The sequence below is a fragment of the Sinorhizobium sojae CCBAU 05684 genome, assembly GCF_002288525.1.
GTDB classification, from domain to species: Bacteria; Pseudomonadota; Alphaproteobacteria; order Rhizobiales; family Rhizobiaceae; genus Sinorhizobium; species Sinorhizobium sojae.
Genome location: NZ_CP023067.1, coordinates 1,484,609 through 1,501,345 on the forward strand (window position 1 = coordinate 1,484,609; position 16,737 = coordinate 1,501,345).

Genomic DNA, 16,737 nt, shown 5'->3' on the forward strand with positions numbered 1-16,737 from the left:
TGCTGGCGGTCGTATCGCGGGAAAGCCTTGGCGGGGAGTGAAAAAATGTCGATAGCTGCCGTCGGAAAGACGTTATGGGTGCTGGGCATCCTGGCCTGGTATTTCATTCGCAGGCCCCATGAGCGCCGCGCCAGGCGAGTGCAGGTTGTCACCCACCGCCGGTCTCCCTCGGAAAGGATCGGGCTTGCTGCGGCCCTGCTCGGCTTGGCAATCGTACCGGGCTTCTACGTTGCGACTGGCATTCCCGAATCGGCCGATTATGCGGCGCGACCCTGGGCCGTGGCGATCGGCATCGTCGCCTTCGTCGCCGCCATGTGGGTGTTTCGCAGAACGCACAAGGCTCTCGGCCGCAACTGGTCCATTACGCTTGAAATTCGGGACCGGCACGAACTGGTGAGCAGCGGCCCCTATGCTTTCGTCCGTCACCCGATGTACACCTCCTTTCTGCTGATGGGCATCGGCCAGGCTTTCCTGCTGCCGAACTGGCTCGGCGGACTCGCCGGCCTGGTCGGCTTCGCCGTTCTGTTTTTTCTGAGGGTGGATGAAGAAGAGCGGATGATGCTGGAAACCTTCGGGCCGCAATATCGCGCCTATATGGAAAAGACCAAGCGGATCATTCCTTACATATATTAGAGGTTGTACGATGCGAGGCCGCGCTCTCAAGCTCTCGGGGCCACGCCGCCTCGTAGGCGACCTGATGAGATTTTCGATCGGGGTTCCAAGGGTCAGCGTTCAGAGGCAGATGAATCTCGCGCCCCTTCAGCAAGCGAGGAACTCGGTCACGAGCAGGCCCTCATGGATGGCGCTGTTTTTGAAGGGGTATGCGCTGCTTGCGATGGAGACGCCGGAATTGCGGCGCGCCTACGTGAAGCTGCCGAGGCCGCAGCTCTATGAATATCCGGGAAGTATCGCCTCCGTTGCGCATGAGCGCGAGTACGAAGGTGAGCGGGTCGTCCTCTTGAGTCTCATCAAGAATCCCGAGCGTCGAACGATCCGGGAGCTTGGCGCATTGCTGGAGGCGGCACGGACGCGTCCCGTTCTCGAAATCAAGGAGTTCCGGCGCGCCTTGAAGATCGCCCGCGCGCCCGCGCCGATCCGATGGCTGCTCATGTGGCTCGGGCTCAACCTCGGGCGCCAGCGGGCGCGCCATTTCGGCACATTTCAATTGTCCGTCTATTCCGGTCTCGGCGCCGAATCGCTCAACCCCCTGACGCCTCTGACGACGCTTTTCAACTATGGCCCGATCACTGAGCAGGGCCTGGTGACGGTGCGGATACACTACGATCACAGGGTCATGGATGGCGCCAATGTCGCACGAGCGCTGGCGCGGTTAGAGGAAATCCTGAATGGCGAAGTCGCGTTCGAACTGGCAAGCCTCGCCGAACGAGAGACCGTGGACAGGGAGATTCGGGGCGCTTCGCGATGAGTGACGAGCCAAGCTTGCGGCCGGCCGTCGTCGTGGTGGGCGCTTCACGCGGCATCGGAAAGGCGATCGCCGGGGTGGCCGCGCGCGATGGCGCAACAGTCGTTCTGGTGGCGCGATCCGAGGAGCACCTTGCGGCGGTCGCTGCCGAACTCCAGAAGGGGGACCGGGAAGCTTTCGTTTTTGCGCTGGATCTCATGGAGGAGGATGCCAGCCGCCGCCTCGAAGCATTCCTGTCCGAGAACTCCCTGTTCTGCGACGTCCTTGTCAATAGCGCGGGCTACGGTCTGCGCGGCAGTGCTGCAGTCCTGCCCGCCGATGATCAACTCGGCATCGTCGATCTCAACATTCGCGCCCTTGCGGCTCTCACTCTCTGCTTCTTGCCGGACATGGTGGCGCGCGGCCGCGGCGGCGTCATCAACCTCGGATCGGTCGCGAGCTTCACCCCCGGCCCGTTCATGGCTCTTTATTACGCCAGCAAGGGCTTCGTTCGCTCCTTTTCGGAGGCGCTTTACGAGGAGCTTCACCGCACCGGCGTCACGGTCACCTGCGTGGCGCCGGGGCCCGTGGCGACCGAGTTCCTGCAGCGGTCCGGCGCCAACAGGGCGGCGCTCTTCAAGGTTCTGCCCAAGCTCGATTCGGACTACGTGGCCGAATGTGCGTGGCGTGGCTTCAAAGCGCGCCGCCGCCTCGTCGTTCCCGGCCTCTCGTCCAAGCTCGCTGTCCTCATCACGAGATTGCTTCCGTCGGCATTAGTGCTGCCGCTCGTCGGCCGCCTGCAGCGCCGCAGCAAGGATATCTGCCCCTGAGATTCCGCCAAGACCTACTGGCGGGCCGCACAACGGCCCAGCGCCGGTGACAATCCCGTGCGGTTGAACCGCTGCAGCCGCGGAGAGTGTCCTGACGGTCGCGGCGCCGTTTACACCGGCGGCAGGTCGCCGCGCCGCCAGCCCTCCTGGGTCTCTGCCATGAAGTCGGCATAGCGCCCCTCCTCGATAGCCTGGCGGCTGCCGGTCATGAGTTCCTGGTAATAGGCAAGGTTGTTCCAGCTGAGCAGCATGCCGCCGAGCGATTCGTTCGAGCGGATCAGATGATGCAGGTAAGCGCGGGAATAGTCGCGCGCCGCCGGGCAGGAGGACTGTTCGTCGAGCGGGCGTGTGTCTTCGGCATGGCGTGCATTGCGCAGGTTGATGCGGCCGTAGCGCGTGAAGGCCAGCCCGTGGCGACCGGAGCGCGTCGGCATGACGCAGTCGAACATGTCGATGCCGTGCGCGACCGACTTCAGGATGTCGTCCGGGGTGCCGACGCCCATCAGATAGCGCGGCTTCGCCTCTGGCAGGACCGGGCAGGTGACGTCCAGCATGTCGAGCATGACTTCCTGCGGTTCGCCGACAGCGAGACCGCCGACGGCGTAGCCTTTGAGGTCGAGATCCTTCAGTGCCAGAGCCGAGCGCTCGCGCAATTTCGGATTATCGCCGCCCTGCACGATGCCGAACATGGCCTTGCCCGGCTGTTCACCGAAGGCGACCTTGCAGCGTTCGGCCCAGCGCAGCGACATTTCCATGGCGCGCTCGATCTCGTCGGGTTCGGCCGGCAGTGCCACGCATTCGTCGAGTTGCATCTGAATGTCGCTGTCGAGCAGCCCCTGGATCTCGATCGAGCGCTCGGGCGACATGTGATAGAGCGCGCCGTCGACATGGCTCTTGAAGGTGACGCCTTGTTCGTTGAGCTTGCGCAGGCTGGAGAGCGACATGACCTGGAAGCCGCCGCTGTCGGTCAGGATCGGCCGCTCCCAGCGGATGAATTTATGCAAGCCGCCGAGACGCGCGACGCGTTCGGCGCCGGGGCGCAGCATCAGGTGATAGGTATTGCCGAGGATGATGTCGGCGCCAAGGTCACGTACCTGATCGAGATACATCGCCTTGACCGTTCCGACCGTACCGACCGGCATGAAGGCCGGCGTGCGGATCGTGCCCCGCGGCGTCAGAACCTCGCCGCGCCGGGCCTTGCCGTCGGTGGCGAGCAGCTTGAATTGAAACGTTTCGGTCATTCAGTCTTTCCGAAAAAGCAGGCTTGCGTCGCCATAGGAATAGAAACGATAGCCCGTCGCGATCGCATGGGCGTAGGCGGCTCGCATCGTATCGAGACCGGCGAAAGCGGAAACCAGCATGAACAGGGTCGATTTCGGCAGGTGGAAGTTGGTCATCAGCACGTCGACGGCACGAAAGCGGTAGCCGGGAGTGATGAAAATGCCGGTCGGGCCTGACCAGTGGCGGATTTCGCCCCCTTCCGTTGCCGCGCTTTCGATGAGACGCAGCGATGTCGTGCCGACGCATACGATGCGTCCGCCGCGTGCCCGAACGGCATTCAGCTTCTCGGCCGTCGCCGCGTCGACGTGGCCGATTTCCTCGTGCATCACGTGATCATCGGTGTCATCGGCTTTGACCGGCAGAAAGGTGCCTGCGCCGACGTGCAGCGTGACGAAGTGGCGCTCGATGCCGGCCTCGTCGAGCTTGGCAAAAAGCCGGTCGGTGAAATGCAGTCCGGCCGTCGGTGCGGCCACCGCTCCCTCCTCCCGGGCAAAGATCGTCTGGTAGTCGGCGCGGTCGCGCGCATCCTCCGGACGCTTCGACGCGATATAGGGTGGCAGCGGGATGTGCCCCACGCCAAGGATCGCCTCATCAAGGGCCGGACCGGAGAGGTCGAAGCGGAGCGTGACCTCGCCGGCCTCTCCCTTCTCTTCGACCGTCGCTTCGAGTGCGCCCAGCAGACAGGTGTTCTCGCCATGACCGAACTGAATCCTGTCGCCGGATTTCAGCCGCCGCGCCGGCCGCGCAAAGGCCTTCCAGCGATCGGAAGCGACGCGCATATGCAGCGTCAGCGACACCGCTGTGGCGACGTCCTCGCCGCGTCTGCGGATACCCTCGAGTTGAGCCGGTATGACCTTGGTGTCGTTGAAGACCAGCGCATCGCCGGGATTGAGGAAGGAAGTCAGATCAAGGACGCCGTGGTCGGCGAGAACCGGCTCACCCTCCGGCCGCACGACGAGCATGCGCGCGCTGTCGCGCGGGCTTGCGGGCCTCAGAGCGATCGAGGATTCCGGCAGGTCGAAGTCGAACAGGTCTACACGCATCGGCTGTAAAACAAAAGCAAACCCGCCCCGCGGCATTGATCCGACCGGGGCGGGTCTTTGCATTAGCGCAAATCAGGCCTCGGCGGCAACCCGCATCGACACGATCGAATCGGGCTCGCGCACCGGCTCGCCGCGCTTGATCTTGTCGACATTCTCCATGCCTTCGATCACCTGTCCCCAGACAGAATACTGCTTGTTGAGCCAGGGAGCGTCGGTGAAGCAGATGAAGAACTGCGAATTGGCCGAGTTCGGCATCTGGCTGCGGGCCATCGAGCAGGTGCCGCGCACATGGGAGACATCTGAAAACTCTGCTTTCAAGTCCGGCTTGGAGGAGCCGCCCATGCCGGCGCGGGCCGGATTGAACTGTTCGCCGCCGGTCTTGCCGTATTGCACGTCACCGGTCTGGGCCATGAAGTCCTCGATCACCCGATGGAAAACCACGCCATCATAGGCGCCTTCGCGCGCCAGTTCCTTGATGCGGGCGACATGGCCCGGAGCCACGTCCGGCAGGAGCTCGATCACCACCCTGCCCTTCGTGGTTTCCATGATGATCGTGTTTTCCGGATCCTTGATCTCGGCCATGGTGTTTCTCCTTCTCTTTGATTTACTTGCCGACCTTGACGCTGAGCATCCGGTCGGGATCTGTAACGGCGCCATTGCTGGCTTCGTCACCCATCTTGATCTTGTCGACGTTCTCCATCCCTTCGACGACCTTGCCGACGATCGTGTACTGGCCGTTGAGGAAGTCACCGGGCGCGAACATGATGAAGAACTGCGAATTGGCGCTGTCGGGGTCCTGCGAACGGGCCATGCCGACGGTGCCGCGCTCGAAAGGCACATCGGAGAACTCGGCCGGCAGGTCGGGTTTCGAGGAGCCGCCGGTTCCGGCGAGTTGCGGCTGGAAGCCCTCCTCCATATCGCCATACTGCACGTCACCGGTCTGGGCCATGAAACCCTGGATCACGCGGTGGAAGGCGACATTGTCGTATTCGCCGGCGGCCGCCAGTTCCTTGATCTGCTGAACGTGCTTCGGCGCGATGTCCGGGCGCAGTTCGATGACGACGGGGCCGTCCTTGAGTTCGATGGTCAGGTAGTTGTCGTTCGACTGCGCGAGCGCGCCGCCCGTGAAGGCGGCAAGCGCCAGTGCGCCGGCGAGAGCGAAATGGAGGATTTTCATGGGTTCTCCTTGCGTGATGTGGCTCAGGCTTCGTGTTTTGCCTGCAGCGCCTGATAGACCGCCTTGGGAACAAAGGCGCTGACGTCGCCACCCATGGCCGCGATCTGCCGGACCAATGTGGCCGTAATGGGCCGCGAGGCCGTTCCCGCCGGCAGAAACAGCGTCTGGATGTCGGGCGCCATCTGCCGGTTCATGCCGGCCATCTGCATCTCGTAGTCGAGGTCGGTGCCGTCGCGTAAACCCCGCACCAGAAGGGTTGCGCCGTGTTCGCGGGCGGCATCGACCACGAGGTTGTCGAAGGACACGATGGCGATGTCTCCCGCCCGTTCCGGCAGGAACTCGCCAAGCGACCGGCTGATGAGTTCCGCGCGCTCCTCGAACGAAAAGAGCGGCGTTTTGCCTGGATGGATGCCGATCGCCACGATCACCTTCGATGCGACATTCAGCGCCTGGACGAGCACGTCGAGATGCCCGTTTGTCATCGGGTCGAAAGAACCGGGATAGAATGCCGTGGTCATCGCGCCTGTTTCCGTTCGGTGAAGCCTTTTGTCATGGACTGCGGCGAACCGCAAGGGCGCCCGCGGCACCTCGCTGTTCCCTTGGAAACAACCAGAGCGGAAGAATGAATGCTAAATGAACGCAACGTTCAAGTTCATTTCACGCCGGATGTCGTAGCGTAGACCAACGTTGAACGGAACTTTTTTCGGGGGCGTGCCGTTGTAGCGACTGAAAGGAGACGGCCATGGGACTTGCTCTGTTTTCGATGGCGATGTTTTTCGCGATGATCTTTGCGACAATTCATGCGCTTCGCGACGAGGCCCGCAACCGTGCGATCGCACCATCGCCAGCGGTCACCCGATCGAAGAGGAAATGAAGGCGACCTGCTGATGCAGGCGCGAGCTTGACAGGAAATGCCTCCAGGAAACTTCTGCCAGGAAGTTTCATGACAAGCGGCCTCGTTACTTCCCCGGATGGGGTCGCTCTTGCAAGCCGGACGGTCTCCCCTGCCCGTCCGGCTTTTCTTTGCCGACTTCCCTGCGCCGGCGTTACCTAAATTCGGGCGGGCGTGCGCGAACCGAGCAGGCGGAAGAAGCGCCAGTTGAGCAACAGGGCGGCCGTCCCAAGCCCCAGCACGAATCCGAACCAGACGCCGACGCCGCCGAAGGCGAGCGGGAAGGCGAATGCCCAGGCACAGAGAAAACCGATCGGCCAATAGGCGATCATCGCCAGGATCATCGGCACCGTCGTATCCTTGAGGCCGCGCAGCAGCCCGGCAGCGATCGCCTGAAGTCCGTCCATCAGCTGGAAGGCGCCGGCGATCACGATCAGCGGTCCGGCGAAGGCAAGCACCTTGGCAGCGTCGGGCCGGCTCGTGTCGAGGTAGAGCGCAGCCAACTCGCGCGGAAACAGCGCAAAAACAGCGCTGCTGACGGCAGCAAAGCCGCAGCCGAGCGCGAGCGCGGCAATGGCCGCACGCCTGACGCCCAGCATGTCGCCACTTCCATAGGCATGCCCCACGCGGATTGTGCCGGCCTGCGCCAGGCCCAGCGGGATCATGAAGGCCATCGAGGCGAACTGCAGCGCGATGCCATGGGCCGCCAGCTCGATCGTGCCGATCGTTCCCATGAGCAAGGATGCCACGGTGAAGAGGCTCACTTCCGCGAGGATCGTCAGCGAAATCGGTATGCCGAGACGGACGACCTCGAAGAAGACCGGCCAGTCCGCCCGCCAGAAGCGGACGAACAGCTCATAGCCGTTAAGTTCCGCGCGACTGTCTATGTAGCCGATCGTCAAGGCGGCGCCGAAGATCGCCACGCCGACGGCCGCAATCGCCGCGCCGGTCAGGCCGAGTGCGGGGAATCCGAAATGGCCGAAGATCAGCACGTAGCAAAGGGCGGCGTTGAGCACCAGGGTGGAGAGCGTCACGTAGAGGATCACCCCTGCCCGCTCGAGCCCGCCAAGAAACGCCCGGAACACCAGAAAGAGCAGGCTTGGAAACATTGCCCATTGCGCGATGCGCAGATATTCCCCGGCGAGTTCTGCAACGTCCGGCGCCTGCCCGGCGAGGAGCAGGATCGGCTCGGCCAACCAGAGGATCGGCGCAGTCAGCACGCTGTAGAGCAGCACCACCCACATGCCCATGCGAACGGCTCGACGGACGGAGATCCTGTCGCCCCTGCCGTGAGCCTGCGCGACCATCGGTACTACGGCATGCGCGAAGCCGCTGCCGAAGATGAAGACGGTGAAGAAGACCTGCGTCGCAAGAATGATCGCAGCGAGCTGCGTTGCTCCCAGCTGGCCGACCATCAGCACATCCGTGGCATTGATCGCAAGCTGCGCCAGCTGTGCGCCAATGAACGGCACGCCGAGGGAGATACTGGCGCGAAAATGCATTCTCCACGAATTGTCGGCCGGCGGCAGCACCAGGTCTTCGGTCGCGGTCAGCATGGAAATCCTCGCTCGATGGCGGCGACGGTCATGAAACCCGTTGAAAGAGGGCGATGGTTACCGCACCACCGCTACGGGCGCCAGCGGCAAGCAATGCCCTGCTTAAACTTTCATCAATCCATCAAGGAAATTGATCAAATCGCCGGCATCGGGCGCAGGCCCCCTATGCCTCTGTCGGTCGCGATGCGGCACGCTCGCTTATCGCGCGACGGGCAGGACGCACGCGCAACAGAAAGATCGCGAGAGCCGCTGCGACGAGACATGCCGCCATTGCATAGGGCGCGCCGGAAAATGCGTATGCGGCCGTCGGACCTGCGAAATGCGCAAAGACCTGCGTGAACAGCAGCGGTCCGAAAATTGTCGTTGCGCTCGAGATGCTGGTGAGCGCGCCCTGTAATTCGCCCTGCGCCGATGGCGGCACATTCGCGGACGCGATGCTGCGCAATGGCGGCTCCGCGAGGCTTTCAAGCGCCGTCGCGACGATCACGACATAGACCATCCACCCTTGCCACGCGGCCGCGTAGCCCGCCATTCCGAGGGCGGTGAAAGCGAGGCCAAGCGTCGCCGTTCGTCTTTCGCCGAGTTTCGAGACGACGCTCGGCAAGACGACGGCCATCACAAAGGCGCCGCCGACGCCGAAAATCCCCAGCGAAAGGCCAATCTGTCCCTCACTCCAGCCGTAGCGATGGGACGAAACGAAGGACCAGACGGCCGGGTAGACGGCATGAGCAAGCCACAAAAGGAAGAAGACGAGGCACACCCAGCCGATCCCGCGATATTCACGCATCTGCCTCAGCGCGCCGAGCGGATTCGCCCGGCGCCACTCGAAGCGGCGACGATTGGCGGTGTCGAGCGTCTCGGGAAGAAGGAAGCATGCAAACGCGAAATTCAGAAAGGACAGGCCAGCCGCACCAAAAAACGGCACGCGCGGACCCAACTCGCCGAGAAGCCCGCCAACGACCGGCCCGAGCGCGAAGCCCGCGCCGAAGGCAATGCCGATCAGCCCGAAATTCCGGGCGCGGTTACTGTCGTCGCTGACGTCGGCGATGAATGCGGAGGCGGTCCCGAAGCTCGCCCCGCTCACGCCGGCCAGAACGCGACCAATGAAGAGCATCCAGTAGCTGGTCGCCAGCGCGCAGATCAGATTGTCGATTCCAAAGGTGAGCACCGAAGCCAGCAGGACAGGCCGACGCCCGAAACGGTCGCTCAAATTGCCGATCAGGGGAGCGAACAGAAACTGCATTGCCGAATAGACGAGCAGCAGCCAGCCGCCGTCGATCGCCGCTTCGCCAATCTCTGCTCCTGTCAACTCACGCAGGTAGCTAGGCAGCACCGGCACGATGATGGCGATACCCATGATGTCGAGCAGCAAGATGAAAAAGACGAGGAGCAGGCCACGCTGACTGAAACGCTTGTCGAGCATGAGCCCCCTCCCTGCTTCGAGCCGAAGCGCAGACAAAACATGAACGACGTCACCAGATAAGGTGTATCGCACAAGGTCGATCGGAACAATAGGTGAACATTTCAATGTTGATCGATGCGCGCGAGTCCGCTGCTTGATGGGAGCTGCATGCCCGGCGAACCGGAAAAGATCAGACCGGACCCGAGAAGGTGTCGCAGTCCGCCATCCTTCCGCTGTCGAAGCCGCGCTTGAACCAGTTCATCCGTTGCTCGGACGTCCCGTGGTTGAAGCTTTCCGGCACTACATAGCCCTGCGTGCGCTTCTGCAAGGTGTCGTCGCCGATCTGGGTCGCGGCATTCAGCGCCTCTTCCAGATCGCCGCGTTCCAACAGGCCCTTCTGCTCCGTGTATTTGCCCCAGATGCCGGCAAAGCAATCGGCCTGCAGTTCCACGCGAGTCGACATCTGGTTCGCCTCGGTCTCGCTCATCCGCTGGCGCATCTCGTTGAATTTCGGCAGGACGCCGATCAGATTCTGCACGTGATGGCCCACCTCATGCGCCAGCACATAGGCCTGGGCGAAGTCTCCGGCGGCGTCGAACTTCTGTGCCAGTTCGTCGAAGAAGCTCATGTCGAGATAGACCTTGCGGTCGCCCGGGCAATAGAAGGGGCCGGAGGCTGCTGAAGCGAAGCCGCAGGCCGATTGGACCGCGCCGCTGAACAGAACCAGCCTCGGCTCCTGGTATGCTTCTCCGTTGGCCTGGAAAATGCCGTGCCAGGTGTCTTCCGTTTCGGCCAGCACGGTCGCCATGAAGGCCTTCATCTCCTCTTCCTCAGCCGACCCGCGCGGCGCCTGCGAGCCGTCGGTCTGTTCGAAGCCCGGCATGTTCACCGGCCCGCCTTCGATTACCTGAAGCAGATCTATTCCCATGGCTCTGAACAGAAAATAGATGACGACGAGGAAAATGATCGTGCCGATGCTCAGGCCACCGCCCGCGCGCCGCATGCCGCCGCCGGTTGGGATCCGAAAGCCTCCGCCGCGGCCGAACGGACTGCCTCCGAAGCGACCCCGGCTTGCGCCACGTCGATCCTCGACGTTGCTCGACTGACGGCGGCCCTTCCACTCCATGATTTCTTTCCTCCAAAAAGACCGCTTCATCCCGCCTAGTGAGCTGAAGATGTTATAGCCGCGGCCGCAATTGTTGCAAAACGCATTTGCAGCAGTCCCGGTTTCACGGCGCCCTCATTTTGGTGGGGTGCGCCAAAGCCCAAGTCCTGAGCCTAACCTCGCGGTCCGCGAGAAGGCGCGTCGCCGCACCGATCCGTGGGGCCGAGGCATTGCATTCCGGGAGGCCGAATATGTACCGCTTTATTGTCGATTCAGGAATTTTCGGGGTTTCGCTTGCAGAAACATTTGCCTATAAGCCGCTTCTAGCCTGAAAACACCATTGTTGCGCGCCCCGGCCGGTGATCCTCCACCCTGGCCGGTTTTTCGCGCAGCCAGAACGGATGAAAACCTATGCCGAAGCGCCAAGACATCAAATCGATTCTCATCATCGGCGCGGGGCCGATCGTCATCGGCCAGGCTTGCGAATTCGACTATTCCGGTACCCAGGCGTGCAAGGCGCTCAAGGAAGAAGGCTACCGGGTCATCCTGGTCAACTCCAACCCGGCAACGATCATGACCGATCCGGGGCTTGCCGATGCGACCTATGTGGAGCCGATCACGCCCGAAGTCGTCGCCAAGATCATCGCCAAGGAGCGTCCCGACGCGCTGCTGCCGACCATGGGCGGTCAGACAGCCCTCAACACGGCCCTGTCGCTGCGCCGCATGGGCGTGCTTGATCGCTACAATGTCGAGATGATCGGCGCCAAGCCGGAGGCAATCGACAAGGCTGAGGACCGCGCGCTCTTCCGTGAGGCAATGGCGCGGATCGGCCTCGAAACGCCGAAGTCGCATCTTGCTAACGCCACCGACATCAAGGATCAGGATCGCAAGGCGCATGAGGCCGAGCGGAGCGCACTCAAGGCCCGGTTCTCCGGCCCCGAACTCGACAACGCGCTCGACGAACTGGAAAACCAGTGGAACCTCGGCGAAGGCGATCGCAAGCAGCGCTACGTCAACCACGCCATGGCGATCGCCGCCCAGGCGCTCGACGAGGTTGGCCTGCCGGCAATCATTCGCCCCTCCTTCACGCTCGGCGGCACCGGCGGCGGTATCGCGTATAACCGTTCCGAGTTCTTCGACATCGTCGCCAGCGGCCTCGATGCCTCCCCGACGACTGAAGTGCTGATCGAGGAGTCGGTGCTCGGCTGGAAGGAATATGAAATGGAGGTCGTCCGCGACAAGGCGGACAATTGCATCATCATCTGCTCGATCGAGAACATCGATCCGATGGGCGTGCACACGGGCGATTCGATCACGGTCGCGCCGGCGCTGACTTTGACCGACAAGGAATATCAGATCATGCGCAACGCCTCCATTGCGGTGCTGCGCGAGATCGGCGTCGAGACAGGCGGTTCCAACGTCCAGTTCGCGGTCAATCCGACAAACGGCCGCCTCGTCGTCATCGAGATGAACCCGCGCGTGTCCCGCTCCTCGGCGCTTGCCTCCAAGGCGACCGGCTTCCCGATCGCCAAGATCGCCGCCAAGCTTGCGGTCGGCTATACCCTCGACGAACTGGAAAACGACATTACCGGCGGCGCGACGCCGGCTTCCTTCGAGCCCTCGATCGACTATGTGGTCACCAAAATCCCGCGCTTCGCCTTCGAGAAGTTTCCCGGTGCCGAACCGACGCTGACGACCGCGATGAAGTCGGTCGGTGAGGTCATGGCAATCGGCCGTACCTTTGCCGAGTCGCTCCAGAAGGCGCTTCGCGGGCTTGAAACCGGACTCACCGGTCTTGACGAGATCGAGATCCCGGATTTCGACGACAACGGCGACGGCCGCAATGCCATCCGCGCCGCACTCGGCACGCCGACGCCGGACCGCCTGCGCATGGTTGCCCAGGCGCTGCGTCTCGGCATGAGCGAGGCGGAGGTGCATGAGGCCTGCAAGATCGATCCGTGGTTCATCGCCCAATTCAAGGCGATCGTCGACATGGAGGCGCGCATCCGCGAGCACGGCCTGCCCGAGGACGCCGAAAACCTGCGCATGCTGAAGGCGATGGGTTTCTCCGATGCCCGTCTTGCCACGCTCACCGGAACGCGGCCCAAGGAAGTTGCGGAACTCCGCAACGCCCTGAACGTTCGCCCGGTCTACAAGCGCATCGACACCTGCGCGGCCGAATTCGCCTCGCCGACCGCTTATATGTATTCGACCTATGAAACGCCCTTCGTCGGTCTTGCCCGCTCCGAGGCGCAGGTCTCCGATCGCAAGAAGGTCGTTATTCTCGGCGGCGGACCGAACCGCATCGGCCAGGGCATCGAGTTCGATTATTGCTGCTGCCATGCGGCCTTCGCCTTGAAGGATGCCGGCTATGAAGCGATCATGGTCAACTGCAACCCGGAAACCGTCTCGACGGACTACGACACTTCCGACCGGCTCTATTTCGAGCCGCTGACGGCGGAGGATGTGATCGAGATCATGCGCGCCGAACAGGAAAACGGCACGCTCCACGGCGTCATCGTTCAATTCGGCGGCCAGACGCCGCTGAAACTGGCCGAAGCGCTTGAAAAGAACGGTATTCCGATCCTAGGCACGGCGCCGGACGCGATCGACCTGGCCGAAGACCGCGACCGGTTCCAGAAGCTCCTGATGAAGCTCGATCTCAACCAGCCGCGCAACGGCATCGCTTATTCGGTCGAGCAGGCGCGCCTCGTCGCCGCCGAGATCGGCTTCCCCCTGGTCGTTCGCCCCTCCTACGTGCTCGGCGGCCGCGCCATGCAGATCATCCATTCCGAAAGCATGCTGCAGACCTATCTGCTGGACACGGTGCCGGGCCTGGTGCCCGAGGACATCAAGCAGCGCTATCCGAACGACAAGACCGGCCAGATCAACACGTTGCTCGGCAAGAACCCGCTGCTCTTCGACAGCTATCTGACGAACGCGACCGAAGTGGATGTCGATTGCCTGTGCGACGGCAAGGATGTCTTCGTCTCGGGCATCATGGAGCATATCGAGGAAGCCGGCATCCATTCCGGCGACTCCGCCTGCTCGCTGCCGGTGCACACGCTGGACAAGGACACGGTGGACGAACTCGAGCGCCAGACGGCGGCGCTTGCGAAAGCGTTGAATGTCGGCGGTCTGATGAACGTGCAGTTCGCCATCAAGGACGGCACGATCTACGTTCTCGAGGTCAATCCGCGCGCCTCGCGCACGGTGCCCTTCGTCGCCAAGACGATCGGCGCGCCGATCGCGAAGATCGCCGCCCGGGTCATGGCCGGCGAAACGCTGGAAGACGCCATTGCCGCCTATGGCAAGAAGCCGGACCCACGCAACCTGAAGCACATCGCCGTCAAGGAGGCGGTCTTCCCCTTCGCCCGCTTCCCCGGCGTCGACACGCTGCTCGGCCCCGAGATGCGCTCGACCGGCGAGGTGATCGGGCTCGATACGGATTACGCGCTCGCCTTTGCGAAGTCCCAACTCGGTGCCGGCGTCGACCTGCCGCGGGACGGAACGGTCTTCGTTTCGGTTCGCGACGAAGACAAGGCGGGCGTGCTGCCGGCAATCCGAATCCTCGCGGATATCGGCTTCAAGGTCATGGCGACCGGCGGAACCGCCCGCTTCCTGGGAGAGCACGGCATTACGGCCACCAAGATCAACAAGGTGCTTGAGGGCCGGCCGCATGTCGAGGACGCGATCCGCAATCGGCAGGTCCAACTCGTGATCAACACGACTGATGGCAACAAGGCGATCTCGGACTCGAAGTCGCTTCGCCGGGCGACGCTGATGCAGAAGGTTCCCTATTATACGACGATGGCCGGCGCCGAAGCGGCAGCCCTTGCCATCAAGGCGCTGAAGGCGGGCAACCTCGAAGTGCGTCCGCTGCAGAGCTACTTCGACGCTTGACGACTAGCCGCTTGCGGACCTTCTGAACGCGGCCTGAACACTCGGTTCAGGCCGCGTTCGAGCACGTCGTGTTTCCATGCCGTCATGCGAAACGAAAGCCGGCATCGGCCGGTGACGCGCAGGATTGGGGCAATGACGTGCAGCTTTATTTCTTCGGTCTTCATTGGGGCGATGAACGCTTCCTTGATGAGGAGGGTATCGCCCATTTCGACGAAGGTTCGGCGCTCTACTATGCTCAGCGCATTGCCGACAAGATCGGCCGCGACGCAGACTATGGATCGCTGAAAGTCGAGGTACGCACGAGCGAAGGTGGCCTCTTGGCGACCATTCTGCCATCGGAAGGCCGTCGCCGCGAGCAACTCGCCTTGATCGGCCGCCGCTATCCGCGCCCGGTTCGCCATGCGGCCGATCCTGCCGCGAAACCGACCGCCGCCCTCTGAGCGGCGGTCGCAGTCACGAATTTCGATCAATCCGAACGCTGGCGGCTCAGGCCGATCTCTGTGCAGTTGATTGCCCGCAAGGCGCGGTACGGATTTCGCGCCGCATCAGCCGCAGGGTCCTGATGCCGAAGAAAAGCGAAGCGGCGGCGATGACGCAGCCGAGCGCGAAAACGCCGGACAACGCCGCGGTCATCACGCGATCGCTGGCGCCTTCATCAAAACCGCGGGCATTGGCGGTCAAACCGAAAACGGCCGCGCCAATCGCGTAGCCGGCCGATTGCAGCGTTGGCAAAAGCGCGGAGGTTTTGTCGCGTTCCCCAATGGTCGCGACGTCCATCAACAACTGGCTGAGCGTTCCCCATGAGACGCCAAAGCCGGTTCCGATCGCGATTTGGCTGACGAAGATCAGGCGGTGCTCGCCAGTTTCGACGGCGAGTGTCAACCCGATGAGACCAAGAATCAGAAGCAAGGGTCCCGTCCCGATCAACTGAACGCGGAACTCATACGAACGCAGGCTGGCAACCAATATGGCCGTGGCACTCCAGGACATGGCCATCAGGGCGCTGGAGAAACCGGCGGCAGTCGGCCCGAAATCCCAAAGATGTTGCATCGCATAGACGAGGTAGACGGAGCCTGACGCTTGAGCCAGCGGCATCAGGAGAATGACCCATAGCCCCGTGCCGAGCGGACGGCCGGTCGCAAAGGCATCGGACGGCAGAATGGCGTTGGACGATCTGCGATCGAACTGGATTGCGCCGACGAAAATAAGGAGCGTCGTCACCAGCAGGGCCGTCATCGCGTACCCGTTGCCTGTGGTGTTCGAGAGCGAGATCAGCAGGATGCCGAAGCCGAAGCCAAGGAGCCGGAACAAGGGAATTGAGCCTGCCGCTCTCCCGGCTTGCGCCGGTTGGCGAACGATCGCGACGACGAGCGCGATGAAGATTGCCGCGGCCGGCACGTTGACGAAGAAGGCCGCGCGCCAGGACCAATATTCGGTGAGCAGGCCGGAAATGAGCGGCCCGGCAAAGGCGGAGGTGGCCCAGACGATCGCTTCCGCGCCGAAGATCTTGGGCACGAGCCGCGGCGGGAAGAGCTCCGGTATCAGTGCGTAGCAGACCGCCGCGATGATCCCCTCTCCCAACCCCTGTAACAACCTGCCGGCGAGCACCTGCGGCATGCCGCTCGCTGCCGTGGCGATGACGGTGCCGGTGACGAAGACAAGCGCTGCGACGATCAGCGTGCGGCGCGCGCCGAACCTAGCTTTCAGATTAGCCGCCAAGGCGCCGCCGACGATGGCGAAAACGAGGTAGAGCGTGAATGCCCAGGAAAGCAATGCCGCTCCGCCAAATTCCGCGACTGCCGAAGGCAATGCCGTCGAGACGAAGAATTCGTTGAAGGCGAAGAGCGCCACGCCGAGGCATAGTGTCACGGTCGCAGCCAAGAAGTTGGGCTGCAAGAGCTCCCGCCAGCGCCCCTCCGCCTCCTGTGTAACATCGGCAGCCGTCAAATTCCGTTCGGCTAAATTCATGGATCCGGTTCCCTGTCGTGCGTTCATGGAACCAGCACTGATACAACCTCAAGTGCTGTTGAGGTAAAGAGGCATTTTTTCGCAATAGTCCCTTTCGATAAGGGGCTCCTTCAACCTGTAGTGCGCCCCTGGCGGCTGCGTGATGGCGGCAAAAAATCTGGCTTTCGCGCTTCCGTTT

At 62.7% G+C, this 16,737-nt stretch carries 15 protein-coding genes; 6 read left to right on the forward strand and 9 right to left on the reverse strand.

The annotated features are described in order from the left end of the window. The first annotated feature begins 45 nt into the window (after window positions 1–45). The 3 genes from SJ05684_RS07410 to SJ05684_RS07420 are packed head-to-tail and all read left to right on the forward strand — an operon-like array spanning window position 46 to window position 2,232. Entirely contained in the window at window positions 46–633 is a 588-nt protein-coding gene (locus SJ05684_RS07410; protein ID WP_034854802.1) for a protein-S-isoprenylcysteine O-methyltransferase, read from the forward strand. A gap of 10 nt (window positions 634–643) precedes the next feature. Beyond that, complete coding sequence (locus tag SJ05684_RS07415) at window positions 644–1,426, forward strand: hypothetical protein (RefSeq protein WP_034854803.1); 783 nt, start codon at window positions 644–646, stop codon at window positions 1,424–1,426. Then, entirely contained in the window at window positions 1,423–2,232 is an 810-nt protein-coding gene (locus tag SJ05684_RS07420; RefSeq protein WP_034854902.1) for an SDR family NAD(P)-dependent oxidoreductase, read from the forward strand. Before SJ05684_RS07415 ends, SJ05684_RS07420 begins: the two co-directional genes overlap by 4 nt. A gap of 110 nt (window positions 2,233–2,342) precedes the next feature. Here the strand turns inward: SJ05684_RS07420 and tgt are convergent, their stop codons facing one another. From tgt to coaD, 5 genes are all read right to left on the reverse strand, one after another. After that, entirely contained in the window at window positions 2,343–3,473 is a 1,131-nt protein-coding gene (gene tgt, locus SJ05684_RS07425) for a tRNA guanosine(34) transglycosylase Tgt (RefSeq protein ID WP_034854804.1), read from the reverse strand. Next, entirely contained in the window at window positions 3,474–4,556 is a 1,083-nt protein-coding gene (queA, locus tag SJ05684_RS07430; RefSeq protein WP_034854806.1) for a tRNA preQ1(34) S-adenosylmethionine ribosyltransferase-isomerase QueA, read from the reverse strand. A 72-nt stretch (window positions 4,557–4,628) separates the two neighbouring features. Further along, a complete protein-coding gene (locus SJ05684_RS07435) occupies window positions 4,629–5,138 on the reverse strand; it encodes a peptidylprolyl isomerase (RefSeq protein ID WP_034854807.1) in 510 nt (169 codons plus the stop codon). A 22-nt stretch (window positions 5,139–5,160) separates the two neighbouring features. After that, the gene (locus tag SJ05684_RS07440) at window positions 5,161–5,733 is read right to left on the reverse strand and encodes a peptidylprolyl isomerase (RefSeq protein ID WP_034854808.1); all 573 of its coding nucleotides are present in this window, start codon (window positions 5,731–5,733) and stop codon (window positions 5,161–5,163) included. A 23-nt stretch (window positions 5,734–5,756) separates the two neighbouring features. Continuing rightward, window positions 5,757–6,251 (reverse strand): pantetheine-phosphate adenylyltransferase, encoded by a 495-nt coding sequence (gene coaD / locus SJ05684_RS07445; RefSeq protein ID WP_034854809.1) that lies wholly within the window; start codon window positions 6,249–6,251, stop codon window positions 5,757–5,759. 224 nt (window positions 6,252–6,475) lie between these two features. On the opposite strand from coaD, the gene SJ05684_RS30850 reads away from it, so the two are divergent. Beyond that, entirely contained in the window at window positions 6,476–6,607 is a 132-nt protein-coding gene (locus SJ05684_RS30850; RefSeq protein ID WP_034854810.1) for a hypothetical protein, read from the forward strand. Window positions 6,608–6,783: 176 nt separating this feature from the next. On the opposite strand, the gene SJ05684_RS07450 is transcribed toward SJ05684_RS30850, so the two are convergent. The 3 genes from SJ05684_RS07450 to ypfJ form a co-directional block, all read right to left on the reverse strand. Then, complete coding sequence (locus SJ05684_RS07450; RefSeq protein ID WP_034854811.1) at window positions 6,784–8,181, reverse strand: MATE family efflux transporter; 1,398 nt, start codon at window positions 8,179–8,181, stop codon at window positions 6,784–6,786. 163 nt (window positions 8,182–8,344) lie between these two features. Continuing rightward, window positions 8,345–9,604, reverse strand: a complete 1,260-nt coding sequence (locus SJ05684_RS07455; RefSeq protein WP_034854812.1) for a TCR/Tet family MFS transporter — start codon at window positions 9,602–9,604, stop codon at window positions 8,345–8,347. Between the two features lie 169 nt (window positions 9,605–9,773). Next, the gene (ypfJ, locus tag SJ05684_RS07460; protein ID WP_034854813.1) at window positions 9,774–10,709 is read right to left on the reverse strand and encodes a KPN_02809 family neutral zinc metallopeptidase; all 936 of its coding nucleotides are present in this window, start codon (window positions 10,707–10,709) and stop codon (window positions 9,774–9,776) included. 390 nt (window positions 10,710–11,099) lie between these two features. On the opposite strand from ypfJ, the gene carB reads away from it, so the two are divergent. Then, window positions 11,100–14,591: a carbamoyl-phosphate synthase large subunit gene (gene carB / locus SJ05684_RS07465; protein WP_034854814.1), complete on the forward strand. Its 3,492-nt coding sequence runs from the start codon at window positions 11,100–11,102 to the stop codon at window positions 14,589–14,591. Window positions 14,592–14,728: 137 nt separating this feature from the next. Then, window positions 14,729–15,031: a DUF6894 family protein gene (locus tag SJ05684_RS07470; protein WP_034854903.1), complete on the forward strand. Its 303-nt coding sequence runs from the start codon at window positions 14,729–14,731 to the stop codon at window positions 15,029–15,031. A gap of 46 nt (window positions 15,032–15,077) precedes the next feature. On the opposite strand, the gene SJ05684_RS07475 is transcribed toward SJ05684_RS07470, so the two are convergent. After that, the gene (locus SJ05684_RS07475; RefSeq protein ID WP_050980006.1) at window positions 15,078–16,559 is read right to left on the reverse strand and encodes an MFS transporter; all 1,482 of its coding nucleotides are present in this window, start codon (window positions 16,557–16,559) and stop codon (window positions 15,078–15,080) included. Window positions 16,560–16,737: the final 178 nt, after the last annotated feature.

Excerpts from the sequence above, each read along its gene's own strand:
- coaD (WP_034854809.1), bottom strand. The coding sequence starts at position 6,251 with ATGACCACGGCATTCTATCCCGGTTCTTTCGACCCGATGACAAACGGG.
- SJ05684_RS07440 (WP_034854808.1), bottom strand. The coding sequence starts at position 5,733 with ATGAAAATCCTCCATTTCGCTCTCGCCGGCGCACTGGCGCTTGCCGCC.
- SJ05684_RS07450 (WP_034854811.1), bottom strand. The coding sequence starts at position 8,181 with ATGCTGACCGCGACCGAAGACCTGGTGCTGCCGCCGGCCGACAATTCG.
- ypfJ (WP_034854813.1), bottom strand. The coding sequence starts at position 10,709 with ATGGAGTGGAAGGGCCGCCGTCAGTCGAGCAACGTCGAGGATCGACGT.
- SJ05684_RS07420 (WP_034854902.1), top strand. The coding sequence starts at position 1,423 with ATGAGTGACGAGCCAAGCTTGCGGCCGGCCGTCGTCGTGGTGGGCGCT.
- SJ05684_RS07410 (WP_034854802.1), top strand. The coding sequence starts at position 46 with ATGTCGATAGCTGCCGTCGGAAAGACGTTATGGGTGCTGGGCATCCTG.
- tgt (WP_034854804.1), bottom strand. The coding sequence starts at position 3,473 with ATGACCGAAACGTTTCAATTCAAGCTGCTCGCCACCGACGGCAAGGCC.
- carB (WP_034854814.1), top strand. The coding sequence starts at position 11,100 with ATGCCGAAGCGCCAAGACATCAAATCGATTCTCATCATCGGCGCGGGG.
- SJ05684_RS07435 (WP_034854807.1), bottom strand. The coding sequence starts at position 5,138 with ATGGCCGAGATCAAGGATCCGGAAAACACGATCATCATGGAAACCACG.
- SJ05684_RS07455 (WP_034854812.1), bottom strand. The coding sequence starts at position 9,604 with ATGCTCGACAAGCGTTTCAGTCAGCGTGGCCTGCTCCTCGTCTTTTTC.
- queA (WP_034854806.1), bottom strand. The coding sequence starts at position 4,556 with ATGCGTGTAGACCTGTTCGACTTCGACCTGCCGGAATCCTCGATCGCT.
- SJ05684_RS30850 (WP_034854810.1), top strand. The coding sequence starts at position 6,476 with ATGGGACTTGCTCTGTTTTCGATGGCGATGTTTTTCGCGATGATCTTT.
- SJ05684_RS07475 (WP_050980006.1), bottom strand. The coding sequence starts at position 16,559 with ATGAATTTAGCCGAACGGAATTTGACGGCTGCCGATGTTACACAGGAG.
- SJ05684_RS07415 (WP_034854803.1), top strand. The coding sequence starts at position 644 with ATGCGAGGCCGCGCTCTCAAGCTCTCGGGGCCACGCCGCCTCGTAGGC.